This is a genomic window from Streptomyces sp. SID5464 (assembly GCF_009862985.1).
Taxonomy (GTDB): domain Bacteria; phylum Actinomycetota; class Actinomycetes; order Streptomycetales; family Streptomycetaceae; genus Streptomyces; species Streptomyces chartreusis_D.
Genome location: NZ_WWIQ01000021.1, coordinates 267,783 through 292,516, shown reverse-complemented (window position 1 = coordinate 292,516; position 24,734 = coordinate 267,783). Strand labels below are relative to the sequence as shown.

The following is a 24,734-nucleotide window of genomic DNA, read 5'->3' as shown; positions in this document are numbered from 1 at the left end:
CCCACCGCGCCGGACCGCCGACCATGGCACATCCTGGTGGGGAGCGATGGGGTCCGGTGCGTCCGTACCGGGAGGACGCGAGATGGATGAGGCAACCGCCGTACCGGACGGGCCGCGGTCACCCGAAGGCCCGGGCCGGGGCGGTGGTGACGGCCGGGTCCGGGCCGGGGACACCGGCTGGATCGAGGATGCCCTGACCGCTCCGCTGATCGAGGCCGTACGGGACCTCGGGGGCTACGGCGGACTGGTCTACCTGCGCTCCCGCGACCGGCGTTCGCTCGTGCTCTCGATGGTGACCGGGGTGCCCCGGTCGCTGCTCAGGTCCTGGTGGCGGGTGCCGGTGGGCGGTGCGCTGCCCATGGCGGAGGCCTACCGGCGGAGCGAGACCCTCTGGCTGCCGGACGAGCGCGCCACCATGGTGCGCTTCCCGCACTTCACCGCCGGTCTGCCGTACTCCTTCGGCTCGGCCTACCAGCCGGTGCGGGCCGGTGACGAGGCCGTGGGTGTCCTGGTCGTGCTGCGTTCGACCGCGCGGTCGCCGATGGACGCGGAGGCGGTGGAGCGGGCGTTGCGCCCCGCCGGGCAGGCCATGGAGGAGCGACTCACCCGCCTCGCCGCCGGCCGGCCGGGTACGGGCTCCGCCGCCCACCGGGTCGAGTACGACGGCGAACCGGTCGGCGTGCGGCTGCCCACGCCCGCCGTGCATCCCGTACGGGTCGGGCTCATCGACTGGGACCTGGACAGCGACCGGTGCACGGCGGACGACGAGGCCCTCGCTCTCCTCGGCATCAGCCGGACGGAGTTCGGGGGCACGATGGCGGACATCGAGGCCCGGGTCAGCCCCGACGACCTGCACGAGCTGCGGGCGAGCCGCCGTGACGCGCTCACCCTCGGCCGGGTCAGATCCCGGCGCTTCCGGGTGCGGGACGACTCCCGGGGCGACACGGAGGTCGGCTACCGGCCCGTCGAACTGTGGGGGCGTCTCGTGCGCGACGGCACCGGTGCCGCCCGGATCATGGTGGGGGCCCTCGTCGACGCGGTCAGCGGGCTCACGGCGGCCGAGGCCGCCGAGCGGCTCCCCGACGGCCTCTTCTCCCTGGACCAGGACGGCCGCGTGACGTACGCCAACCGCCGCTGCGAGGAAATGCTGGGCGGCGGCCGGGAGGCGCTCCTGGGCCGCTACCCCTGGGAGGTGATCACCTGGCTCCGGGATCCCGCCTACGAGGACCGCTACCGGGCGGCGATGCTGTCGCAGGAGCAGGTGTCGTTCCTCGTGCGGCATCCCGCGGGGAACTGGCTGAGCTTCGTGCTGTACCCGGACGTGCACGGGCTGACGGGCCGGGTCCGTCCGGCCGGACCGCCCACCGAGGCGGAGGCGGCGCGCGAGGCCGAATCCACCACCGGTCCCGTACCGGGGGCCGTGGCGCCGCCGCCCGGGCCGGTCGCCGCGGCGCGTGCCGGGGCTCTCTACCACGTGGTGCAGATGGCGAGCGTGCTCACCCAGGCGGTCACCGTCGAGGACGTGTGCCGGGCCGTGTCCGAGCAGCTGCTGCCCGCGTTCGGCGTCCGGGAGCTCGCCCTGTACACGGTCCGCGACGGCCGGATGTACCTGTTGTGGGAGTCGGGCTATCCGGAGGGCTTCCTCGCCCCGTTCGAGGGTGTCACCCTCGACGCGCAGCTGCCCGGCGTGCACGCGCTGACCACGCGGCTGCCGCTCTTCTTCGAGTCGCCCGAGGACCTCTCCGTCGCCTACCCCGGCATCACCCTCGACCGCATGAACGCCTGGTCGTTCCTGCCGCTGATCGCCTCCGGGCACCCCGTCGGCTCGTGCATCCTCGGCTGGGACGCCCCGCACCGCTTCACCGCCGACGAGCGTTCCGCGCTCATCGCGCTGAGCGGCCTGGCCGCGCAGGCACTGGAACGGGCGCGGCTGTACGACGCCGAGTCCGCCGTCGCCCGCGGTCTTCAGGAGGGGCTGCTGCCGCACCGGCTGCCCGCCGTCGCGGGGCTGCGCACCACCGGCCGCTATCTGCCCGGTACCCAGGGCATGGCCATCGGCGGTGACTGGTACGACGTGATCACCACGGGACGCGGGGTGGCCCTGGTCATCGGGGACGTCGAGGGGCACAGTGTCGGCGCCGCCGCGGTGATGGGGCAGCTGCGCAGTGCCGTGCACGCCTTCGCCGCGAGCGAGCGGCCGCCGCAGGAGGTCATCACGCACACCAACCGGCACCTGGCCGAGCTGGACGCGGACGTCTTCGCCACCTGCTGCTACATCGAGCTGCACCCGCGTACGGGGCGCGCGTTCGCCGTGCGGGCCGGGCACCCCCCGCCGCTGCTGCGCCACCCCGACGGGCACGCGGAGACGCTGGATCTCATGGGCGGCGTCATGCTGGGCGTGCAGCCCGACGCTGTCTATCCCGTCACGGAGCTCACGCTGGCACCCGGCAGCGTCCTCGCCCTGTACACCGACGGGCTCGTGGAGCAGCCCGGCAGCGACATCGAGACGGGCATCGAAGAGGTCCGCCGCTGCCTCGCCGACACCCCCGCGGACTCGGTGGACCATCTCGCCGACCGGCTGGTGCGGACGGCCCGCCGCGCCCGGGAGCGGCCCGACGACGTGGCGCTGCTGCTGACGGCGTACCGCTGAGCGACCGGGCTGCCGGTGCGCGCGAGGACCCTGGTCTCTCGGGAGTCCCGCATCTCGCGCGACCGGCGTCGACGGCGCGTTGGGGGGTACGGTGGGCTGGACGGGTGAGCGAGGCGGTGGTGGCAGTGGAGTGGCAGCGGTACGCCGAGCAGATGGCGATGCTCGCCCGTGATCTGGTGGCGCAGGATTCGGTGCAGGCGACGCTGGACGAGATCGCGGCAGCCGCTGTGAAGCTGGTCGAGGGCTGTGACGCGGCCGGGATCCTGGCGGTGTCCAAGGGCCGGGCCGTGACGCTCTCCGTCTGCGGCGACATGGTCGAGGAGTCCGACCGGTTGCAGGGCGAGCTGGGCGAGGGGCCGTGTTTCGACGCGGCCCGGCGCGTGGACGGTGAGCGGCTGTTCCGCATCGCCGACATGACGCAACCGCAGCCGTCCTGGCCACGGTTCTCCCAGGCGGCCCGCGACCTCGGTATCGGCAGCATGACCGGTGTGCTGCTCTACACCGCCGAGGACGACTTCGGCGCGCTCAACCTGTACTCGCGCCGGCCGGGGGCCTTCGGCAAGGACATCGAGGCCGCGGGCTGGCTGCTCGCCTCCCATGCCGCCGTCGCGCTGGAGACCGCCCGCACCGTCGACCAGCTCGAGCACGCCCTGGAGACCCGGCATGCCATCGGGGAGGCCATGGGGATCCTCATGGAACGCCACCGGATGAGCGAGGACGAGGCCTTCGACGTGCTGCGGCGCATTTCCCAGAACCACAACATCAAGCTGCGCGACGTCGCCCGGCACGTCCGCGTCGACACTCCCGGCCAGGCCTGACCGGAGCGGTACGGCGGCCTCACACCGGGCCGCCGTCGGGGTGGGCGGCGCGCAGCAGGAGCACCGTGATGTCGTCGGCGTGCTGTCCGGTGGGCGTCGTGTGGTGGACGAGCCTGTCGATGAGCCCTTCCAGGTCGTGGCCGTCGCCGGCGTCCAGGTGCCCGGCCAGGCCGGAGGTGGTCCGGGTCGTGTCGGTGCCGGGGAGCTCGACCAGGCCGTCGGTGTACAGGGCGAGGGTGGTGCCGGGAAGCAGGGGCGTGGTGGTGACCGGGTAGGCGGCGCCGGTGTCGATGCCCAGCAGTGGGCCGGGTTCGACGTCGAGGACGCCGGCGGTGGCGGGGGCGTGGCGCAGCAGCGGGGGCACGTGGCCCGCACTGGCGAAGGCCGCCTGGTGGTGTGCCAGGTCGAGGTGGGCGTAGAGGCAGGAGACGAGCAGTTCGGAGTCGAGGTCGGCCAGCAGCCGGTTGGTGCGGGCGAGGACCTGGCCGGGTGCGGCACCGGCGGTGGCGTGGGCGTGGATGGCGGTGCGGACCTGGCCCATGAGGGCGGCGGCGGCGATGCTGTGGCCTTCGACGTCGCCGATGACGGCGGCCGCGGTCGTGTCGTCCAGGCGCAGGACGTCGAAGAAGTCGCCGCCGACCTCGATGCCGTGGCCGGCGGGCAGGTAGCGGGCGGCGACGTCGAGGCCGGGCAGGTGCGGCAAGGCCCGGGGCAGCAGGGCGCGTTGCAGTTCGTGGACGAGTCGCTGCTTGGCGTCGTAGAGGCGGGCGCGGTCGAGGGCCTGGGCGATCAGCCCGGACAGCGAGGTGAGGACGGCACGTTCGTCGGCGGTGAAGGTGTGCGGGTGGTCGTAGGACAGGATGCAGCAGCCCACCGGCCGGCCGGAGATGATCAGCGGGAGGAACGCCCAGGCCTGTTTGCCGCTGATCTGGGGTGCCCTGGGGAAGGTGCCGGCCAATTCGGCCGGGTCGGCGAAGAAGGCGGGGGCGCCGCTGGCGAGGACCTGGCCGGCGGGGGTGAGGTCGGTGTCCAGCGGCAGGGCGTCCAGACGTTCCAGGACGTCGGCCGGGTAGCCGTGGTGGCCGGTGATCTTCAGACGGCCGGCCTCGGCGGCGGACAGCACGAGGCCCTGGGCGCCGAAGGCGGGCAGGATCTGGTGGGCGATCAGCGACACGAGGTCGCGCACGGTCACCGCCTCGGTGAGCGCGGCGGCGAGGTGCACGAGTTGGTAGAGGCGTCCCGTCGGTGCGGCCGCGGGTGGCCGTGCGGCGGCGGGCGATGGAGGGGCCTCGGGCTGCTCTCGCCCCGGGACGACGCGGACGCTGATGCCGCTGGTGTCGGGGTACAGCTGGAAGGTCAGCCACCGGTCCGGCGGGCGGAGGGCGGTGAAGGACACGGGGGCGCGGCTGACGACCGCGGTGCGGTAGTGGTCCTCGTGGACGGGGTCGTCCAGCCACGACAGGGAGTGCCAGGGCCGGGTGCCCAGCAGCCGGTCGGCGCGGCGGCCGAGCAGGCGGGCGGCGGTGGCGGTGGCGAAGGTGACGCGGCCCTCCAGGTCGAGGGCGAGGGCGCCCTCGGGGAGGCGTTCGAGGTAGTCGGCGGCGGCCAGGCCGGTCTGCACGGGGTGGTGCGCGGCGTCGACGGGGACGACGCGCGGCTGGTCCGGCAGGGTGGGCGGCCCGGAGGCGTCCTCCAGGAGGCGGGCCATGCGGTGGGCACCGGCGGTGATGTCGCCGCGTTCGCGGGGCGTGATCCTGCGTGGACGCACGGCGGGCCACATCAGCACGATGCCGCCCCAGCAGCGCCGTACGCCGCTCAGCGGGACCGCGGCCAGGGCGAACGGGTAGGGCAGGACGGCGGCGGTCCGCGGGTAGCGGCGGGCCATCTCGTCCTGGCTGCCGATGCTGACCAGGACGTCGTCGTGGATCGCGTCGGCGACCGGGACGGGTGCGGTCAGCGGCAGGCGCTGCCAGGTGACGGTGAACGCGACCGGCAGACCGCACAGCGCCACCAGGCGCAGCACCGGCTCCGCCTCCTCGATCAGGTAGAGGCCGCCGATCGAGGCGCCGGTCCCGCGCACGGTGTCGGCCAGGGCCACCCCCAGGGCGTCGTCGAGTGATCCGGCGCCCCTGGGCGGCTCGTCGCTCCCGGGCATGGTGTCCTCCCGCTCTTACCCGGACGCTACGCCTCGGGAGGCGTGAGGGCACGTCATCGAGCCGGGCCGCGAACGGCGGAGGGTGCCGCGGGGCATGGCCGGGGGTGGTGCGGTGCTGGCAGAATCGGAGGCCCTCGACGGTGACCCGGAGGCCGGCCGTGCAGACGCTGACATCGCAGGAACCACTGGCCGTCGCCGTCACCGAAGCGATCCGGGGTGGCGATCTGCCCGGGCTCCGGCAGCTGCTCGCCGGGCATCCCGGTCTGGCCACCGTCCGCATCACCGAGCACGGGGAGGACGGCAAGGGCACGCGCAGTCTGCTGCACATCGCGACCGACTGGCCGGGTCACTGTCCCCGCGGTCCGGAGGTGATCGCCGCCCTGGTCGCCGCCGGGGCCGACCCCAACGCCCGCTTCGGCGGTGCGCACGCGGAGACGCCGCTGCACTGGGCGGCCAGCAACAACGACGTGCCGGTGCTGGACGCGCTCATCGCCGCCGGGGCCGACATCGAGGCGCCCGGAGCGGTGATCGCCGGCGGCACACCGCTCGCCGACGCACGTGCCTTCGGCCAGTGGCGTGCCGCGCACCGGCTCGTCGAGCACGGTGCCCGCACCACTCTCCAGGACGCCGCCACGCTCGGGCTGCTGGACCGGGTCCGGGCCTACGTCGAGGCCGACGAGCGGCCTGCGCCCGAGGAGATCACCAGCGCCTTCTGGGGCGCCTGTCACGGCGGTCACCTGTCCACCGCGCAGTACCTCCACCGGCACGGCGCCGACATCGACTGGTGCGGCTACGACGACCGGACCCCGCTCGACATCGCCCGGGCACAGGACGCCGACGACGTCGTGCGGTGGCTTCGCGGCCTGGGTGCGCGCAGCCGCTCATAGCGGCCCGGACACCGGCGGCGGAGGCCCGGGGCGTGCCCGTCGGCGGTCCGCACTCCGCCCGGGGCGTCTCACAAGCAGTAGCGCACGAGCCACTCGTCCTGGTTGTACGCGGTGCGCGCCGGGTCGGGCGTGCTGGCGGCCCGCTCCTCGACCATGTCCTCCAGGCGCACCGGCTCCGGCAGCGTCCCGAACCGGGCCTGGCGTGCTGCGGCCTCCGCCTCGCTGCTCCGCTGCGACGTCGCGTCGTCCACGGCGATTCCCCTCTCCGGCCGCTCTCTTACGACCGATCGGCCTCCCTGGGCAAAGAGTTGACGCGCGAGCCGGGCTCATGGTTCCCGCGGGGGCGCTTGTTCGACCCTACGAACTTTCCGCCCGGCTGTTCCCCTTGCGCTCCTGCCAATGATAGGAAACCTTCCTATCAGTTCTGCACGGCCAGCTCTTCCAACCCCCCACCCTGCTTGGAGGCCCCGTGAGACACCCCTCGACCCCGACGGCGCGCCGCACCGTTCTGGCGCTGTTCGGCGCGACCCTCGCCGCCACCCCGTTCCTGAGGCCGCCGCACGCCACGGCGTCCGTCCGTGCGGTGGGGCTCGACGACCCGGCGAAGAAGGAGATCGCCATGCAGCTCGTGTCGAGCGCGGAGAACTCCTCGCTCGACTGGAAGGCGCAGTACCCGTACATCGAGGACATCGGCGACGGCCGCGGCTACACCGCCGGCATCATCGGGTTCTGCTCGGGCACCGGCGACATGCTCGACCTCGTCGAGCTGTACACCGACCGCGTACCCGGCAACGTCCTGGCGAAGTACCTGCCGGCGTTGCGCAGGGTCGACGGTTCCGACTCGCACGACGGGCTCGACCCCGGCTTCCCCGGCGACTGGCGCAGGGCGGCCCGCGACGCCGGGTTCCGGCGGGCCCAGGACGACGAGCGCGACCGGGTGTACTTCGGCCCGGCCGTCCGGCAGGGCAAGGCGGACGGGCTGCGGGCGCTGGGCCAGTTCGCGTACTACGACGCCGTCGTCATGCACGGCGACGGCAGCGACCCCCTGAGCTTCCGCAGCATCCGCCGGCGGGCGCTGCGCACGGCGAACCCGCCGGCGTGGGGCGGTGACGAGGTGACATACCTCGACGCCTTCCTGGACGCGCGGGTGTGGGCCATGAAGCAGGAGGAGGCGCACAGCGACACCAGCAGGGTCGACACGGCGCAGCGTGTCTTCCTGCGCAAGCGCAACCTCGACCTCGATCCGCCGCTGGACTGGAAGGTCTACGGCGACCGCTACCACATCGGCTGAGCGCCCCGGCCCCGGGCAGGATTGGTCCACCAAGCAGGCATGGAAGTGGACTCCTTCCCGGGCCGCCCGGCTGCCTAGCGTCGCCCGTATGAACGCCACCACCACGCGCGGCGCCCTGCTCGCCGCGCTCGCCTGCGTCCTCGTCGGAGGGTCCTTCACGGCCAACAGCGTCCTGGGCGACTACCCGTACGCGGGCGGCCAGTTCCTGCGCTACGGGCTGGCGTGTCTGCTGCTCGTGCCGCTGGCCGGGAAGGGCGCGGCCGTACGGCTACGGGCGCTGACACCGCGTCAATGGGCCCGGCTCGGCCTGCTGGCCGCGGTCGGCATGGTCGGTTTCAACCTGGCCGTCATCGCCGCGGAGCGCACGGCGGAGCCGGCAGTTCCGGGCGTGTTCGTGGGCTGTGCGCCGGTGGTGGTCGCCGTACTCGTGCCCCTCCTGGACGGACGTCGGCCCCAACGGGCGGTGCTGTACGGGGCGTTGCTCGTGGCCGTCGGCGCCTTCACCGTCCAGGGCTGGGGGCGCACCGACGGCGCGGGCATCGCCTTCTCCGGGTGCGCCCTGGCCGGCGAGGTCGGGTTCGCCGTGCTCGCCGTACCCGTTCTGCGGCCCCTCGGTCCCCGGCTGCTGTCCGCCACGGTGTGCGCGGTCGCCGCGCTGGAGTCGGCGGCGGTCGGGCTGACGGCCGACGGCGCCGGGTGGCTGCGGCGTCCGGACGCCGTCGAGGCCTCCGCGCTGCTGTGGCAGGCGGTGGTGGTCACGGTGGTCGGCTTCGTGTGCTGGTACATGGGCATGCAACGGATCGGCGCGGAACGCGCCACCCTGTTCTCCGGCCTCATCCCGGTCGCGGCGGCCTGCACCGCACCGCTCGTCGGCACGGGCTCCTACGGTCTCGCGCAGGCCGCAGGCAGCGCACTGGTCGGCCTCGGCGTCGCCCTGGGGTCCGGGGCGCTGAGGCGGCCGGGCAGCGGCAGGCCGTCCGTGATCCGGGCGGACCGCCGCACTCCCCCGGCGGCCACCTTCCGGGGGAACGGCCGCCCCGAGGGGCGTGGCGACGCCGTGTCCGGCATGCCGGAGTGAACTCTCACGCATCTAATGGACGGCATCGAACGCCCGGCCCACACAGGAGTCCAGGTCCATGCCGCACACGCGCACCGGTGAAGGGGACGAGAAGGTCGCGCGTGCGGGTCTTCTGCGGAGGCTGGGCGAGTGGTGCGCGCGCCACTTCGTGATCGTCGTCGTCGCCTGGCTCGTGGCACTGGTGGCGCTCCAGGTCGTCAGCCGCTCGGTCGGAGGCACGTACTCCGACAACTTCACCCTCCCCCAGGCGCAGTCGCAGAAGGGTCTGGACGTGCTCGAGAAGCACGATCCGCAGGCCGGCGGCTACAGCAGCCAGATCGTGCTGCACGACGACGGGCAGTCGCTGACCTCTCTGAGCTCCCAGATGTCCACCACGGTCGCCGACCTGGAGAAGCTGCCGCACGTCCTGTCGGCCCAGAACCCGCTCTCCGCCTCGGGCTCGTCCTCCGGTCAGTCGCAGCAGAACGTGGGGCCGTTGTCGGACGACGGGAAGACGGCCTACATCACCGTCCGCTTCGACGTGCAGCCGTCGACTCTCGGTGACGACTATCTGCACGGGGTCGACGACGCCGTACAGCCGTTGCGTTCGGCCGGAGCGGAGGTGGAGTACGGCGGGCCGCTCGGTGAGCTCGCCCGGCCGGCCGCCGACGACCGGGTGAGCGAGCTGATCGGTTTCGGCGTGGCCGTCGTCGTGCTGCTGGTCGGGTTCGGGAGCGTGATCGCCGCCGGCGTCCCGCTGCTGACCGCGCTGATCAGCGTCGTCGGCGGTCTCGCGATCCTCGGGCTGCTGGCCGCCGCGTTCACCTTCGCGACCGTCTCACCGACCCTGGCCACGATGATCGGCCTCGGGGTCGGGATCGACTACGCCCTGTTCCTGATCACCCGTCACCGGCAGAACCTCCTCGACGGAGCGGACCCGGTACGGGCCGCCGGGCAGGCCGCCGCCACCAGCGGCCACGCCGTCCTGGTCTCCGGCTGCACGGTGATCATCGCGCTGGCGGGCCTGTCCGCGTCCGGGGTCTCGTTCATCGCCAAGCTCGGGCTCGCCGCCGCCGTCACCGTCGTCTCGGCCGTCGCCGGCGCGCTCACCCTGGTCCCGGCCCTGCTCGGGCTCCTCGGCCGGCACATCGACCGCTACCGGGTGCGCCGCCCCGTCGCCGAGACCGACGCGGAGGCGGGTGACGCACCGCAGGGCACCTGGCACCGGTACGCGCAGCGGGTGGAGCGCAGGCCGCTGTGGTTCCTGGCGGCGGGTCTCGCCGTGATCGTCGTCCTGGCGATCCCGGTGCTGTCCATCCGGCTCGGCCACATCGGTGACGGCGCCGACCCGACGTCCTTCACCGACCGGCGGGCCTACGACCTGATGACCGACGCGTTCGGGCCCGGGTCCAACGGTCCGCTCACCGTCGTCATCGACCAGACGGACGTACCGGACTCCCAGCGCTCCGACCTGGCCTCGAAGGCCCAGAAAACGCTCGACTCGGTCGAAGGCGCCTCGGTCGTCACTCCCCTGACACCCACGCAGGACGGGGACGTCCTGATCGGCACGGTCTACTCGACCCGGTCCCCGCAGAGCGCCACCACCACGGACCTGACCAACCGTCTGGTCGACGACACGCTGCCGGACGCCGTCCAGGGCACGGACGCCAAGGGCTATGTCACCGGCACGACGGCGGCGCAGGTCGACTTCCGCGACATCGTCGCCTCCAGGCTGCCGGTGATCATCGCCGTCGTGGTGGCCCTGGCGTTCGTGATCATCCTGACCGTGTTCCGGGGGCTGGTCGTCGCCGTGAAGGCGGCCGTCCTCAACGTGCTGTCGATCACCGCCTCGTACGGCGTGGTCGTCGCGGTGTTCCAGTGGGGCTGGGGCGGTCCCGCCCTCGGCGTCAACGGCACGGTGCCCATCGAGAGTTACGTGCCCATGATGATGTTCGCCATCATCTTCGGCCTCAGCATGGACTACGAGATCTTCCTGCTGTCCCGGGTCCACGAGGCGTGGCTGCGCACCGGGGACGCCAAGGCCTCGGTCGCGCACGCCCTGGAGATCACAGCCCGGGTCATCACCTGCGCCGCACTGATCATGGTGAGCGTGTTCGCGGCGTTCATCGTCAGCGACAGCATCGTGGTCAAGATGCTCGGGCTGGGGCTGGCCGTCAGCGTGCTCGTCGACGCCACCGTCGTACGCCTGCTCATGGTGCCGGCCGTGATGACGTTGCTGGGGCGGCACGCCTGGTGGTCTCCGCGGTGGCTGGAGCGGGTGCTGCCGCACATCGACGCCGAGGGGGGACGGGCGTAGCCGGCGGGTGTCAGTGGAGCACCAGGTGCACGAGGGCGACGGTGCCGACCGACACGATCAGGGTGCGCAGGACGGCGGGGCTGAAGCGGCGGCCCGTCCTGGCCCCGATCAGACCGCCCAGTGCCGAACCCACGGCGATGAGCAGGACGGCCGTCCAGTCGAACTCCGCGAAGAAGAGGAAGAGCACCGCGGCGACGGTGTTGACGACGGCGGCCAGGACGTTCTTGACGGCGTTGAGCCGCTGGAGGGTGTCGTCGAGCAGCATGCCCATCAGGGAGACGTAGATGATGCCCTGCGCGGCGGAGAAGTAGCCGCCGTAGACGCTGGCGAGCGTCAGGCCGGTGAACAGCAGCGGGCCGCCGTCCCGACGGGTGGGACCGCCTGCCGGGCGACGGCGGCGCACCCTGCGGGAGATCAGCGGCTGGCAGGCGACCAGGACGAGGGCGAGGCTCACGAGGACCGGCACGATCCGCTCGAAGGCCGATTCCGGCAGGGTCAGCAGGAGGACGGCGCCCGCGAGGCCGCCCAGTGCGGCACCGATGGCGAGCAGCAGGACGCGGCGTCGCTGCCCGCGGAGTTCCTCGCGGTAGCCGATGGCCGCGCTGATGGAGCCGGGGACGAGACCGAGCCCGTTGGACACCGTGGCGGTGACCGGGGGCAGGCCGGTGGCGAGCAGGACCGGGAAGGTGATCAGCGTTCCCGAGCCGACGACGGCGTTGACGGCGCCCGCGCCCGTACCGGCGGCGAACACGGCCGCCATCTCGCCCGGCGTCACCGCACCGCTCCGCGTCCGGCGTTCCTGGTGAGGTTCATGGGATCACGCTAGAGGGTGGGCAGTTCGGCGGCCGTCGAAGGGTGGCGGATGACCGGGCACGGGGAACGGCGGCGGGACCCGGGCCGGATCCCGCCGCCGTTCACCCGTCGTCGTGCCGCGTGAGTCTCTCAGCCTCGCCTGACGCGGCGGAGGACGACGAAGCCCGCGATGACCAGGACGGCGCCCGCCGCGGCCGGCCAGAGCTGGGCGCCGGTGTCGGCGAGGCCGCCGCTGCCGACAGCCTGGGGCTCGGTCCGGGACGGGAGCGACGGGGTGGGGGCGGCGCTGGTCGCCGTTCCGACGGCCTGGGACTGGCCGAGGCCGTCCGTGTCCTCACCGGTGTCGTCCTTGGAGCCGCCCTGCTCACCGGCGTTCGCCGTGCCGCCTTCGGGCGTGGGCGTCGCGAACACCTCCGGTTCGTCGGTGCCCGGCGCGGCAGTGGGCGAGCCGCCCTGCTCCGGCTGCTCCGGCTCGGGGGCCGGCTCGTTCGTCGCCGGCGGCTTGGCGGCCTCGCCCTTCCCGCCGCCGTCGCCCTTCCCGCCATCGCCGTCACCCGTGTCGCCGGGCTTTCCGCCGGCGTTGCCGCCCTGCGGGGCGTCCGGGGTGCGGGTGGGCTGCTCCTGCGGGGCCTCGGGAGTCTTCGTCGGCTGCTCCTGCGGCTCCTCCTCCGGGTTGTCACCCGGCTCGGCTCCCACTCCGGCGCCGCACTCGCGGCCGTCGTTGATGCAATCGGCCATCTCCCGCATCAGGTCCTCGTCGAAGACGTTGATGAAGTCGCCGTGGTCCGTGACCGGCTTGTGCAGTTGCTCCGGGAAGGAGTCGACCGCGAACAGCGGTGTCGTACGTCCGCCGTCCTCCAGGCTCGGCGCGTCGACGTCGTAGACGATGCGCTGGACCAGCTGCGGAATGGGCCGGAAGCCGGCCGGGCAGTTGCCGGCGGCGTCCGTGAACGCCACGTGCGTTCGGTGGTTGGCGCTGTCGATGTTGCGGCCGTCCCAGCAGCTCTGGAACTTGAACGTGCGCACCACGTCGCTGCCCTGCGGGCACAGCGGGTACTTGTCCTTCAGCTGCCGGTCCTCGAAGCCCGTACAGCTCCAGGAGGCGTTGGCGTTGGCCGGGCCGTTGACGAACGACTTGGCATCACCGGTGATGATGCGCAGCAGCCGCGGCATGACGGTGACCTTGCCACGCGGGTTGCCCACGAAGGTCAGCGTGACCTGCTTCGGCGTGATGATCTCGCCGGCGTTGCCCTCGATACCGCCGCCGGGCGAGTTGGCGTCCTGTTCCCGGGAGCCGTTCTGGAGGCGCAGCACGGGCCAGTAGTAGGAGGACTTGTCGCCCTGGTCGACGCAGCTCGTCTCGGCGTTCGCGAGATCCTGGTCGCTGGCGAAGGCGTTGTTGGCCTGGTTCCCGACGTAGTCGTGGAAGTGGTGGGCGCCGTTGGTGACGCCGGGGGCGGCGATGATGTTGTCGGAGTTGAACAGGCCGTTCTCGTTCACGCCGCAGTCGGTGGCGAAGGAGCCCCGGGAGGCTTTCGTCCCCTGGCGGGGGCCGTCGGCGCTGGGCTGGACGCTGGTGATGGGCGCGAAGTCGGCGGCGACGGGGCCGTTGCCCGCCTGTCCGCCGTTGCCGCCCTGACCGCCCTGCCCTTGGCCGTCGCCCTGGCCCTGGCCGCCCTGCCCCTGCTCCTGGCCGGGCTGCTGGCCGCCGTCGCCGCCCTGGCTTCCGCCCGGCGCGGGGGCCTGGTTGCCGGAGTCCCGTACGGTGCAGGCGGCGAGGGCCTCGAGCCCTTCGGGGCGGTCCCCCACCCGGTCGATGGCGATCGCGATGCGTTCGAGGGTCGCGGCCCGCTTGTCCTTCAGCGGGTCCATGATCGCGTTGTCGGCGAAGCCGGAGTCCTGCCGCAGCTGCTGCGCGGACTCGCTCAGCCGCTGGTAGGCCTTGGCGATCTGCTCGTCCAGGAGGGCGAGTTCCTTGTCGACCTCCCCCCGGGCCTGCTCGGGAACGGACGTCAGCTTGCTCCCGACGTCCGGGCAGTCGATCGTGGAGCCCGCGGTCCGGACCCCCGTGCCGGACCGCGTCTGGGCGGAGTCACCGCTCGAACCGCCGTCGGTCGCGGAGGCGTAGACGTTCGCGGCCATCAGGCCGCCTCCGCCGAGGATCAGTGCGAATGCGGCGAAGGTCGCGCGTCGTGGGCCGGTAGGGCGTCTTCGCGTGTTGCGTCCCAAGGGTGCTCTCCTGCGCTTGTGGCGTACCGGGCATGAAAATCCCCTCGCCCCATACGTACCGGAGCACCGGCCCGTTCACGTGTCTCGAAAATTTTCGGAGAACTCTCATGAAGCCGCGAAACACCCGAACGTCAGCGGCTGGGTGGCGGGGCGCAACGTGCGATTGCGCCGCTTCCGCTGCCCCCTGGCGGATTCGATGCGTTCGACGAAAGGTTCCTCAGAGCCGGTGGAGTTCCTTCGTGGTGCGGCCGAGGTAGGTGGCCGAGCCGGGCTCGGGGACGTCGAGCTCGTGGAAGCCCATGCGGTCGTAGAAGGTCCTGGCCCGGGTGTTGGCGGTCGCCATGGACAGGTGGACGGCCGGCACTCCCCTGCCCTGGAGGGCCGCCAGGAACGTCCGCATCAGGCGGCGGCCGTGGCCGCGCCCCTGCCAGTCGGGCAGGAGGTCGATGTGCAGGTGCGCGGGGTAGGCGGCGAGTTCGGGCAGCACCATCCGCTCGGGGTCGTGCAGCAGTCCCGCCATCGCCTCGTCCGCAGTGCGCGGCGGCTGCGGCGGCTTCGGGTAGCGGTCGGCGACCAGCGGCAGCCAGGTGGCGCGGAACGCCTCGGCGAAGCGCGCGGTGTCCGCCGTGCCGAGGATGTAGCCGACGGCCCGTCCCCGCCCGTCGTCCAGCACGAAGGCCAGGTCCGGCTCCAGATGGACGTACGGGGCCGCGAAGGTGACCGGGAAGATGCCCGGGTCCGTGTAGTGGGGGCGGCTGTCCTGGCCGCTGTGCGCGGTGCGGACGCAGATGTCGTCGAGGGCCGGACGGTCCTCGGGGCGGTACGGGCGGATGGCGGGGAGCTTGGTCATGGCCGCATCCTGCACGCGCTGGGAGCGCTCCCTCAACCCGATTCGCGGAGCTTGCCGAGGGCGGCTTAACAGCGCGGCTCGGGGTTACCCGGCCCCCATGGTGAAGCTGCATATACCGGGACGAAAAGAACATCACGCGAGCGAGGCTCCGCCTCAGGACCACGCCACCGGCCGGGCTCCCGATCCGGCCGCGGAACGGCCCGGTCCACGGCCGGAGCAGGAGCCCGGTCCGGGGCCCGAAGTGGAGCGGGCCGCGCCCGACAGCCCGAGTGAACTCCCCAGGAAGTCGTGGGGCGCGGTGCTGAAGGGGAGCCTGCGGGAGTTCAAGGACGACGAGCTGACCGACCGGGCCGCCGCGCTCACGTACTACGGGGTGCTGGCGCTGTTCCCGGCGCTGCTGGTGCTGGTCTCGCTGCTCGGCATCACCGGCAGGTCGACCACGGACAAGGTGCTCGACAACGTCCAGAAGTTCGCCCCCGGCCCGGCCCGCGACATCATCACCCGGGCCGTCGAGCAGTTGCAGGGCAACGCCGGCATCGGCTCGCTGATGGCGATCGTCGGTCTCGTCCTCGCGGTGTGGTCGGCCTCCGGCTACGTGGGGGCGTTCATCCGCTCCGCCAACGCCGTCTACGACATGCCCGAGGGCCGGCCGGTGTGGAAGCTGCTGCCGGTGCGGGTGGCCGTGACGGTCGTGCTGATGGTGCTGGCCGTGATCAGCGCGCTGATCGTGGTCTTCACGGGCGGGCTGGCCCGGCAGGCCGGAACCACGCTCGGGATCGGGGACACCGCGCTGACGGTGTGGTCGATCGCGAAGTGGCCCGCCCTCGTGGTGCTCGTCACGATCATGATCGCGATCCTGTACTGGGCGACCCCGAACGCCAAGGTGAAGGGGTTCCGCTGGATCACGCCGGGCAGTCTGCTGGCCCTGCTGATCTGGCTGGTCGCGTCGGCCGGCTTCGCGGTCTACGTGGCCAACTTCGCCTCGTACAACAAGACCTACGGCACGATGGCCGGCGTCATCGTCTTCCTGGTGTGGCTGTGGATCACCAACCTGGCGATCCTGCTGGGCCTGGAGTTCGACGCGGAGACGGTCCGGCAGCGGGCCATCGCCGGTGGTCATCCACCCGAGGCCGAGCCGTACACGCAGCCGCGTGACACCCGTGCGTGGGACGAACAGGACCGGCGCCGCATGGAAGAGACCTGATCCGTTCAGCCCATGAGCCCGGCGGCGACCGTCGCACCCAGTTCCCAGCACTTCCCGATGTCGTCCTTGCCGGGCTCACCGGTCACGGTCACGGCCGCGGCGGCTCGGCGCCAGCCGAGGCCCGTCGTGATCGACTCGATGCCCCGCACGGCTCCGGTGACGTCGTTCCCGCCGTGGACGTAGTACCCGAAGGACCGGCCGCGGGTCGCGTCGAGGCAGGGGTAGTAGACCTGGTCGAAGAAGTGCTTGAGGGCCCCGGACATGTAGCCGAGGTTCGCGGGGGTGCCGAGGAGGTAGCCGTCGGCGGCGAGGACGTCGGAGACGGTGGCGGACAGCGCGGGCACGCGGACGACCCGGACATCCTCGATCTCGGGGTCCGTCGCCCCGGAGACGACGGCTTCGAACATCGCCTGGCAGTTGGGCGAGGGCGTGTGATGGACGATCAGCAAGGTGGCCACGTCCCCCGACCTTACAAGTCGTGACGACCATGAGTGTCCGGCGCGAGAACTGGTACCCGTCCCTCGCTCTCCGTACGAGAAAGGGAGGTACCGCCTTGTCACAGGTAGAGGAATCCATCGAGGTCCGCGTCCCGGTGCACACCGCGTACAACCAGTGGACGCAGTTCGAGGACTTCCCCCAGTTCATGGACGGCGTGGAGCGCATCGAGCAGCGCACCGACACCCTGACGCACTGGGTGACGAAGGTCGGCGGCCAGGAGCGGGAGTTCGACGCGGAGATCACCGAACAGATCCCCGACGAGCGCGTCGCCTGGACCACCGTGAACGGCGAGGCCAGGCAGGCCGGTGTCGTCACCTTCCACCGCATCCAGGACGACACGACCAAGGTCATGCTCCAGATGGACTTCGACCCCAGCGGCGTGGCCGAGACCGTGGGCGACAAGCTCGGGTTCGTGAAGCGGCAGGTCTCCGGTGATCTGCGGCGGTTCAAGCAGTTCATGGAGGCCCGTGGGACGGAGACCGGGGCCTGGCGCGGCGAGGTCTGATCCGGCGGAAAAGGGCGGCCGCCACCACATCACATGTGGTGGCGGCCGTCCCTTGTCGTCCACTACGTCGTCCACTACGCCGGCGCCGGCCGGGCCGTCCCGCTCTGAAGCCGTTCCCGGGCCTGCCGGCTCAGGTCGTTGAGGCGCAGGGCGAGTCGTGCCGCGGCGTCGTAGAGGGCGTGGACCGCCGGGAGGTGTTCCAGGCGCGGGGCCAGGGCCGAGAGGGCGATGGCCAGGGCCACGCCGGCCCAGCCCACGGGGCCCAGCGGGGTGCAGCCGAAGAAGTGGCTGACGCCGGGCGTCTGGACGAGGGCGGCGAGTACGGCGGCGGAGCCGAGGGCCGTGACCCATACCAGCGGGCTGTGGCGCCGGCCGGAGAGGGTCTGCACGAGCTGGGCGCCGACCACACCGCACAGGGCCATGGTGGTGGACCGTCGTTCGGTGCCGGGGGTGAGGCGGCCGATGAGGTACGCCGTGACCGCGCCGAGGCAGGTGGTGACGCCCCGGCGCCGGATGGAGCGCAGCAGCGGCGTGCCGAGTACGTCGAGGCCCATCGGGCCGGTCGCGGCGTGCTCCGCCGTCGAGGGGTCGTCGCTCGGCGTGACCGCCACCGCCATGGCCGGGAACATGTCGGTGAGCAGGTTGACCAGCAGCAGCTGACGCGTCGACAGGGGCGAGGCGCCGGCCAGCAGGGTGCCCAGGACACTGAAGCCGACCTCGCCGGCGTTGCCGCCGATGAGGATGCTCACCGCGTCGGCGACGCTGCGCCACAGGGCACGGCCCTCGGCGACCGCGTCCACCAGGACGGACAGGTCGCCGGAGGTGAGCACGAGGTCGGCGGCGTTGCGCGCGGCGGCGGAGCCGCGGGCCTCGACGCCGACTCCGACGTCGGCGGCCCGGATGGCGGCGGCGTCGTTGGCGCCGTCGCCGGCCATCGCCACGACCCGTCCGGCCTGCTGCAGGGCCTCCACGACGTGCAGCTTCTGCTCGGGTGCGACCCGGGCGATGACGCCCGCTCCGCGCAGCACCCGGACGCGTTCGCGGCGTTCCATGGCGACGAGTTCGTCGCCGGTCACGACTTCGGTCTCCTCCGGCCAGCCCAGTTGCAGGGCGATGGCGCGGGCGGTCTCCGGGTGGTCGCCGGTGAGCATGACGGGCAGGATGCCGGAGCGGCGCAGTGACGCGAGCAGGGCGTGCGAGGTGTCGCGGGGGACGTCGGCGAGGGCCACGAACCCGCTGAACTCCAGGTCCGCGAGCGGCGCGTCGAGTTCGGCGTCGGCGTCGCCGGCCCGGCAAGGGCGCCGGGCGACGGCGAGGACGCGCAGGCCCTGTCCCGCCAGTTCGTGGGCCGTGTCGGTCGTGCCGTCGGGGAGGTCCCGGCAGGCGGGCAGGATCGTCTCCGGGGCGCCCTTGACGACGAGGAGTTCGCCGAAGTCCGGGTCGCCGTCGCGGCCGACCGCCGCGGCGTAGCCCCGCCGTGCCTCGAAGGGCAGCTCGCCGGTCGGTGTCCAGCCCTGGTCGGGCGGCGCGACGTCGAGGACGGCCTCGTCGGTGGCGTGGGCGACGCGGCGGCCCTGTCCCGTCTCCTCCTGCGGGCAGGCGCGGGCGGCCAGGCGCAGGATCGGTACGGCCTGTTCGGACTCCACGGGCAGGACGGTGCCGTCGGCGGTGGCGACGCGGACCAGACGCAGTTTGTTCTCGGTGAGGGTGCCGGTCTTGTCGAAGCAGACGGTGTCGACCCGCCCGAGCGCCTCCAGGGTGCGCGGGGTGCGGACCAGGACGCCGCGCCGGGACAGCCGGCGGGCGGCGGCCATCTGCGCGACCGTCGCGACGAGCGGGAGTCCCTCCGGTACGGCGGCGACCGCGACCGCGACACCGCCGCTGACGGCGCGTCGTACGGGGCTGCCGCGCAGCAGGGACAGCCCGGTCACGGCGGCGCCACCGGTGAAGGTCACCGGCAGTGCCTTGCGGGTCAGTTCCTGGAGCCGCGCCTGTACGCCGGCGGGCGGCGGGGTGCGGGCGGCGAGCGTGACGGCCCGGCCGGCCTCGGTCTGGTCGCCGGTGTCGACGACCAGCGCGGTGGCGCGTCCGGCCACGACGGTGGTGCCCTCGAACACCATGCAGGTGCGCTGGGCCACCGGCAGGCCGGGGGTGGCCTCGACGGCCTTGGTGACCGGCAGGGACTCGCCGGTGAGCGCCGACTCGTCGACCTCGAGACCGTCGACGTCGAGCAGCCGGGCGTCGGCGGGCACGACGTCGCCGGCGCCGAGGGTGATCTCGTCGCCGGGTCGCAGCCGGGCGGCGTCGACGGTGACGGTGTCCCTGCGGCCGTCCCGCTTGCGGGCCTTGGGCTGCTGCCGGGCGGCCAGCCGGGCCAGTGCCTGTTCGGCACGCAGCCGCTGGAGTCCGCCGGTCACGGCGTTGAGGTCCATGGCGCCGACGACCAGCAGCGCGTCGACGAGCGAGCCGAGCAGCGCCGAGGCGACGGCGCCCGTGGCGAGGACGGGAGTGAGCGGATCGTCGAGTTCTCGGCGTACGGCGCCGGCGGCCTGCCATGTCCAGCGGACGGGGGCCATGGCCGGGTGGCGGCCGACGCGAGCGGCGTGTTGCCGCGAGCGGTCGGCGAGGAGGGCGAGTCCGGTGGGCTCGCCGTCGCCGTCGGTGCGCCCCAGCCGGGCACGGGCCTCGTGGGGTTCCAGGGCGTGCCAGGGGATGTGCAGCCGGGGCGGGGGCGGGGTGGCCCGGGCCACCCGGGTGGCTTCGATCCAGCCCGCGAGCAGGGCGTTCGCGGCGGCGATGTTGACGGGGGCGTGCCGGGTGAGGGGCCACAGCAGCCGGCGGCCCGGGGGCTGTCCGCCTCGTGCCACCAGGAGCCCCGAGAGGGCCGCCCCCGCGCGGGCCAGGGTCTGCGAGCGGCGTCCGACGCGCCTGGCCGCGGGAATCGCCGTCAGCAGCCGCCAGACGTCGGCTAGTCCGCCCGGGGCCAGCGCGTCGGCGCCCCAGGAGACGGCCGCGCGGCCGTCGGTGAGGGCGATGGCCACGTCGCCGGCGGGCAGTCCGGCCGCCACGTGCCCGTCGCCGGACTCCGCCAGGCGGGCGACGGTCACCACGACGTGCCCGTCGTCCTGGAGGGCCCGTACGACGTCGCCGAACGGCTTGGCGCTCGGGGCGACCTCGTCGGCGAGCCGGGTGATGTCCCTCAGGTCGGAGCCGCCGGCGATCACGACGTGCAGCCCTGCCCGGCGGGCGGCGTCGAGGACGGCCTCCGCGAAGGGGTGGACCGGGTCGTCGGGCAGCCCGTCGGAGTCGCGTCCGTCCTGCCGCCGGCTGCGCAGGGCGTCGGCGTGCAGGACGAGGGCGTCGGCGATCTCCAGCTGGCGCAGGCGCTCCCCGCTGCGCACGAGGATCCCGGCCCTGGCGAGGAAGGTGCCGAGGGTCGCGCCGAAGGCGGCCGGTCCGTACCGGGCCGCCTTCGGGGATCCGGCGAGGACGGCTTCGGCCGCTTCCCTCGCGGAGTGTGTGACGAGGAGGGTGGCGGCGGCGCCGGCGAGGCTGCCGGTGCTGGCGTGGGAGGCGTACTCCTGGGCGGGCGTCACCTTGAGCGGCGGCCGGGTGTCCGAGGGGTAGGGCAGACTGGTGCGCTGTTCGTGGCAGATGTCGTCGTGCAGTGCCTCGAAGGCCGCGGCCCTGGCCACCGCCTCGGTCAGCTGGGTGCCGCGCAGCACACCGTCGAGCACGAGCGCCAGCGGGGTCTGGCCGACGCCGTGTGCGGCGGCGTTGGCGGCGGCGAGGACGAGTTCCATGCCGTGGGTGCCGAACCGCTTCCGGAGCAGGGCCCGGAAGCGGGGGTTCTCCCGCAGCAGTGTGACGGTGGCGGTGACGATGCGTGAGGTGGGCGGCAGGCGCAGGGACCGGCCGGCGAGGGCACCGGCGGCGCCGGCGGCGTCCAGCAGGATCGCCGCCGCGGTCGCGCGCACCTCGCCGGGATCGCCGGGGTGGGTGGCCTCCTCGGCCTCCGGGTCGGCGCCCTCGGTCAGGCCGAGGCGGGTGGCGAGCGCGGTGGCCCGCTCGCTGACGCGGTCGGTGACGGCGTCCTCGGCCACGGTGATCACCAGGCGGGACAGTCCCTCGTCCCAGTACGCCGCGATGACGTCCGGGTGGTCGAGCAGTTCCCCGGCGACCTTGCGGGCGATGCCGCCGATCTCCCCGTCGGACCGCCGCAGGGCGATGTGGACGCGCTGCCCCGCCGTCCAGTGCTGCCCGCCGGACAGAGCGTTGCGCGCGACGTTGCGCACGCGCCGCGTGGTGTCGTAGACGGACGTCACGCCCTGGGCGGTGCTGCGGGCGGCGCCTGCCGCCGCCCCGGCCATGGCCCCGACGAGCGGGGCGACGTCGAAGCGTGTGAGCATCTCCTGCTGTCCCGACTCAGCCGGTGGGCCGGCTGTCGTGTCCGTGCCGGTGGGCCTGCTCCCGGTCCGGCTCCTCGCCGTGCGGGCCGTGCGCGGTGGCCTCGGCGACCTGCTTCAGCGCCGAGGCCGTGGCGGTGTCGCCCACCTTCGCGGGCTGTTCGTGGACGTGGTGTTCCGGCCGGTCGTGCCGGTAGTGGGACGAGGCCAGCTTGTCACCGGGGCCGTACGAGGACGTGCCCTGGTCGTCCGGCCTGTCCTGGACACCGGTGCGGCCTTCACGGGCCCCGGCGACCTGCGTGCCGCCGTTCCCCGACGTGCCGTCGGGTCGCTGTCCGGGCTTCGGCTGGGTCAACCAGGCGACGGCCGCGCCGGTCAGCGCCACCGGCCACTCCACCACTCCGGCCACGCCGAGCACTCCGGCACCGGCGTAGACGGCCATGCGGCGGCCGCGCGGCGACACCGCGCCGATCCGGTCCAGGGCGTCCCCGGCCACCTTGCCCACCTGGTCCGCACCCGGCAGATGCCTCAGTCCGGAGGCGACGGCCCGCAACGGCTGCGGAAGATCGGAACGTGATGTCTCCTGGTTCATGGCGACCTCCACAAGCGCGTTGTCCAGCGGCTTCAACCGGTTTCCCAGCTCTGTGACCCATATTCCGCCTTTGCGGGAGCGAGCGCTTGTCTTGTTCGGCCGGGGTCTCAGCCGAGGTTGCGCAGGACGGTCTCGCCGTCGTGGACGCCGCCCACGCAGCGCTTGGTGTACGACTGGGATCCGTCACCCACGGCGGTGATGACGATCACGCCGCCACCGGCGATGCACTGGCTCGCGGTGACGTCCGTCGGGCGGGCCGCGGCGTGCGCGGGCGCGGCGAGCGCCACCGCGGCCAGGGCGGTGAGGAGGGTGTACGGCGGCTTCTTCATGGCGGGTGCTCCTTCGTGCGGGGAGGGGGTGCCGGTGCCATGCCAGCGTCACCAGGGCGGACACGGCGTGCCACCGGAGCGTGGTCCGCCCGGGCCGCCCCAGGCGTGCACGGGGTGGGGACCTTCGCCTGGTCGCACCTGGCCGGCGGAGAGGTGCACTGCGCGACGAACACGCTGCGCCTCGCCGAGGGCCTCCCGTGTCGGCGTGACGGCTCCGGGTACTCAGAGCAGGCACGCAGGCCGTCACGGGTCCGGGCACGCGCGACGGCGGGTGCCCGGTTCGGCGAATGGAGTGGTCATGACGCAGAACGGTGATGACGCGACGCTCGTCCGGCGACCGGGAATCCCCGATTTCCGGCTGTCCCCGGACCAGCCCGAGCCCGCGCCACCACAGGACCCGCAGGCCGACGAGCCGCCGCAGGAGCTGCCCCTGGACCGCAACCAGGCGATCCTGGAGGCGGCCAAGCAGGTCGGTGCCGTGCTGAAACGCAAGGGGCACCTGTTCGCGCTGGCCGGGAGCGTGGCCGCCTACGCCCACGGCGGTGAGAAGAACCTCCAGCACGACGTCGACTTCGCCATCCGCCCCGAGGACGCGGACGCGGTGGCGGCCACACTCCGCGAGGCCGGGCTGACGGTCTACAGCCCGCCGGAGGACTGGCTGATCAAGGCCACGTGCTTCGGCCAGCCGGTGGACATCATCTTCGAGCTGGCGCACCAGCCGGTCGGCGCGGACATGCTGGAGCGGGCGGAGGAGGTCTCGGTCGACTCGGTGCGCATGCCCGTGCTGGCCCCGACCGACCTGCTGTGGAGCCTGATCGCCGCGTTCTCCGAGCACCACTGCGACTTCGGCGCGGCCCTGCCCATCGCGCGTGCCCTGCGCGAGAAGGTCGACTGGGAGCGGGTGCGGCGCGAGTGCGGGGACGCGCCCATGCCCGCCGCCTTCTTCTTCCTGCTGGAGCGCCTGAACGTCATCTGATCGCATCCGATGCGGAAGGAACATCCATGAGTACCCACGGCTCACAGCACACGGGCGGCGGGGAGCCGGCGCAGAACCTGGACTACCGGATCGCCCACCTCCAGGACCGCCTCGCCTCCGGTGAGCTCGGTGAACTGGGCGTCCGGGTCGAGGCCCGCGGCCAGACGGTGCTGCTCACCGGCACCGTGCCCTCGGCGCCCTGCCGCGAGGAGATTCTGCGCACCGTCCACGAGGAACTCGCCGGGGTCCCGGTGCACAGCGACCTCGTGGTCACCGAGACGTCCTCCCCCGACCACGCGGAGGAACTCGCATGATCCGCATCGCAGCCGTCGGAGACATCCACCTGGGGCCCGACGATCAGGGCCTGCTCCGTCCCGCCTTCGAGACCCTGCCCGAGTGCGCCGATCTGCTGCTGCTGGCCGGGGACCTGACCCGGCACGGCACTCCCGAGGAGGCCCGGGTGGTGGCCCGGGAGATCGAGGACCTCGGGGTGCCGGTGGTCGCCGTGCTGGGCAACCACGACCATCACGACGACCGGCCCGACGAGGTCACGGCCGTCCTCCGGGACGCCGGCGCCCATGTCCTGGAGGGGCAGGGGACGGTCGTGACGAGCGGCGGGGCACGGATCGGCGTGGCCGGAACCAAGGGGTTCGGCGGCGGCTTCGTCGGCCGCTGCGCCGGGGAGTTCGGCGAGCCGGTCATGAAGGAGTTCGTCAGGTACTCGCGCCGGTGCGCCGACGGCCTGCGGACGTCCCTGGAGCAGTTGGGCGAGGAGGGCTGTGACGCGCGGATCGCCCTGACGCACTTCTCCCCCGTCCCGGACACGCTGGCGGGCGAGCCGCTGGAGATCTATCCGTTCCTGGGCAGCTATCTGCTGGCCGAGGCGATCGACACCGCCGGTGCCGACCTCGCGGTGCACGGGCATGCGCACGCCGGCACGGAACACGGCATGACGAGCGGCGGTGTGCGGGTGCGCAACGTCGCCCAGCCGGTCATCGGGCGGGCCTTCCACATCTACCATCTGCCCGTCCGCGACCATGCGGCCACCAAGGCCGCCGCCGCACACGCCGCCCGCTAGACAGCCGAGTCCCCCACCGCCGCCGGCCGACGCCGGCGGCGGTCTGACGTCACGAGCCGCTCCCCGTACCGCCTCTGGT

At 73.2% G+C, this 24,734-nt stretch carries 20 protein-coding genes; 11 read left to right on the top strand and 9 right to left on the bottom strand.

Going from position 1 to position 24,734, the window contains the following annotated elements; all coding sequences use genetic code 11:
- Nucleotides 1-82: 82 nt before the first annotated feature.
- Both GTY47_RS15300 and GTY47_RS15295 read left to right on the top strand, forming a co-directional pair.
- The gene (locus GTY47_RS15300; protein WP_010033598.1) at nt 83-2,650 is read left to right on the top strand and encodes a SpoIIE family protein phosphatase; all 2,568 of its coding nucleotides are present in this window, start codon (nt 83-85) and stop codon (nt 2,648-2,650) included.
- A 125-nt stretch (nt 2,651-2,775) separates the two neighbouring features.
- The gene (locus GTY47_RS15295; protein ID WP_040902492.1) at nt 2,776-3,468 is read left to right on the top strand and encodes a GAF and ANTAR domain-containing protein; all 693 of its coding nucleotides are present in this window, start codon (nt 2,776-2,778) and stop codon (nt 3,466-3,468) included.
- Nucleotides 3,469-3,487: 19 nt separating this feature from the next.
- Here GTY47_RS15295 and GTY47_RS15290 read toward each other — a convergent pair whose 3' ends face one another.
- Complete coding sequence (locus tag GTY47_RS15290; protein WP_010033596.1) at nt 3,488-5,623, bottom strand: SpoIIE family protein phosphatase; 2,136 nt, start codon at nt 5,621-5,623, stop codon at nt 3,488-3,490.
- 158 nt (nt 5,624-5,781) lie between these two features.
- Here GTY47_RS15290 and GTY47_RS15285 point away from each other — a divergent pair, with 158 nt between their 5' ends.
- On the top strand, nt 5,782-6,510 hold the full coding sequence (locus GTY47_RS15285; RefSeq protein ID WP_040902454.1) for an ankyrin repeat domain-containing protein: 729 nt from the start codon (nt 5,782-5,784) through the stop codon (nt 6,508-6,510).
- A gap of 68 nt (nt 6,511-6,578) precedes the next feature.
- Here the strand turns inward: GTY47_RS15285 and GTY47_RS15280 are convergent, their stop codons facing one another.
- Nucleotides 6,579-6,761 carry a hypothetical protein gene (locus tag GTY47_RS15280; protein ID WP_010033593.1) on the bottom strand — a complete coding sequence of 61 codons (183 nt, stop codon included), beginning with the start codon at nt 6,759-6,761 and terminating at the stop codon, nt 6,579-6,581.
- A 218-nt stretch (nt 6,762-6,979) separates the two neighbouring features.
- Between GTY47_RS15280 and GTY47_RS15275 the strand changes: the two genes are divergently transcribed.
- The 3 genes from GTY47_RS15275 (at nt 6,980) to GTY47_RS15265 (ending at nt 11,175) form a co-directional block, all read left to right on the top strand.
- Nucleotides 6,980-7,801: a chitosanase gene (locus GTY47_RS15275; protein ID WP_010033592.1), complete on the top strand. Its 822-nt coding sequence runs from the start codon at nt 6,980-6,982 to the stop codon at nt 7,799-7,801.
- Between the two features lie 88 nt (nt 7,802-7,889).
- Nucleotides 7,890-8,879, top strand: a complete 990-nt coding sequence (locus GTY47_RS15270) for a DMT family transporter (protein WP_010033590.1) — start codon at nt 7,890-7,892, stop codon at nt 8,877-8,879.
- Between the two features lie 58 nt (nt 8,880-8,937).
- A complete protein-coding gene (locus GTY47_RS15265) occupies nt 8,938-11,175 on the top strand; it encodes an MMPL family transporter (RefSeq protein WP_010033589.1) in 2,238 nt (745 codons plus the stop codon).
- 10 nt (nt 11,176-11,185) lie between these two features.
- Here GTY47_RS15265 and GTY47_RS15260 read toward each other — a convergent pair whose 3' ends face one another.
- From GTY47_RS15260 to GTY47_RS15250, 3 genes are all read right to left on the bottom strand, one after another.
- Nucleotides 11,186-11,950: a sulfite exporter TauE/SafE family protein gene (locus GTY47_RS15260; RefSeq protein ID WP_010033588.1), complete on the bottom strand. Its 765-nt coding sequence runs from the start codon at nt 11,948-11,950 to the stop codon at nt 11,186-11,188.
- Nucleotides 11,951-12,117: 167 nt separating this feature from the next.
- Complete coding sequence (locus GTY47_RS15255) at nt 12,118-14,130, bottom strand: DUF1996 domain-containing protein (protein ID WP_010033587.1); 2,013 nt, start codon at nt 14,128-14,130, stop codon at nt 12,118-12,120.
- A 304-nt stretch (nt 14,131-14,434) separates the two neighbouring features.
- On the bottom strand, nt 14,435-15,067 hold the full coding sequence (locus GTY47_RS15250; protein WP_010033586.1) for a GNAT family N-acetyltransferase: 633 nt from the start codon (nt 15,065-15,067) through the stop codon (nt 14,435-14,437).
- Between the two features lie 97 nt (nt 15,068-15,164).
- On the opposite strand from GTY47_RS15250, the gene GTY47_RS15245 reads away from it, so the two are divergent.
- The gene (locus GTY47_RS15245; RefSeq protein WP_078602725.1) at nt 15,165-16,271 is read left to right on the top strand and encodes a YihY/virulence factor BrkB family protein; all 1,107 of its coding nucleotides are present in this window, start codon (nt 15,165-15,167) and stop codon (nt 16,269-16,271) included.
- A 5-nt stretch (nt 16,272-16,276) separates the two neighbouring features.
- Here GTY47_RS15245 and GTY47_RS15240 read toward each other — a convergent pair whose 3' ends face one another.
- On the bottom strand, nt 16,277-16,729 hold the full coding sequence (locus GTY47_RS15240) for a flavodoxin family protein (RefSeq protein WP_010033583.1): 453 nt from the start codon (nt 16,727-16,729) through the stop codon (nt 16,277-16,279).
- A gap of 95 nt (nt 16,730-16,824) precedes the next feature.
- Between GTY47_RS15240 and GTY47_RS15235 the strand changes: the two genes are divergently transcribed.
- The gene (locus tag GTY47_RS15235; RefSeq protein WP_010033581.1) at nt 16,825-17,274 is read left to right on the top strand and encodes an SRPBCC family protein; all 450 of its coding nucleotides are present in this window, start codon (nt 16,825-16,827) and stop codon (nt 17,272-17,274) included.
- Nucleotides 17,275-17,348: 74 nt separating this feature from the next.
- Here the strand turns inward: GTY47_RS15235 and GTY47_RS15230 are convergent, their stop codons facing one another.
- The 3 genes from GTY47_RS15230 to GTY47_RS15220 form a co-directional block, all read right to left on the bottom strand.
- Nucleotides 17,349-21,683, bottom strand: coding sequence for a cation-translocating P-type ATPase (locus tag GTY47_RS15230; RefSeq protein WP_010033578.1), 4,335 nt, complete (start codon nt 21,681-21,683; stop codon nt 17,349-17,351).
- A 16-nt stretch (nt 21,684-21,699) separates the two neighbouring features.
- Entirely contained in the window at nt 21,700-22,272 is a 573-nt protein-coding gene (locus GTY47_RS15225; RefSeq protein WP_040902491.1) for a hypothetical protein, read from the bottom strand.
- A 107-nt stretch (nt 22,273-22,379) separates the two neighbouring features.
- Complete coding sequence (locus GTY47_RS15220) at nt 22,380-22,601, bottom strand: hypothetical protein (RefSeq protein WP_010033573.1); 222 nt, start codon at nt 22,599-22,601, stop codon at nt 22,380-22,382.
- 298 nt (nt 22,602-22,899) lie between these two features.
- On the opposite strand from GTY47_RS15220, the gene GTY47_RS15215 reads away from it, so the two are divergent.
- Genes GTY47_RS15215 through GTY47_RS15205 form a run of 3 tightly spaced genes read left to right on the top strand, consistent with a single transcriptional unit; the run spans nt 22,900 to nt 24,655 of the window.
- Nucleotides 22,900-23,577, top strand: a complete 678-nt coding sequence (locus tag GTY47_RS15215) for a nucleotidyltransferase family protein (RefSeq protein WP_010033570.1) — start codon at nt 22,900-22,902, stop codon at nt 23,575-23,577.
- A gap of 26 nt (nt 23,578-23,603) precedes the next feature.
- Nucleotides 23,604-23,891 carry a BON domain-containing protein gene (locus GTY47_RS15210; RefSeq protein ID WP_010033568.1) on the top strand — a complete coding sequence of 96 codons (288 nt, stop codon included), beginning with the start codon at nt 23,604-23,606 and terminating at the stop codon, nt 23,889-23,891.
- Nucleotides 23,888-24,655 (top strand): metallophosphoesterase, encoded by a 768-nt coding sequence (locus tag GTY47_RS15205; RefSeq protein WP_010033563.1) that lies wholly within the window; start codon nt 23,888-23,890, stop codon nt 24,653-24,655. Before GTY47_RS15210 ends, GTY47_RS15205 begins: the two co-directional genes overlap by 4 nt.
- Nucleotides 24,656-24,734: the final 79 nt, after the last annotated feature.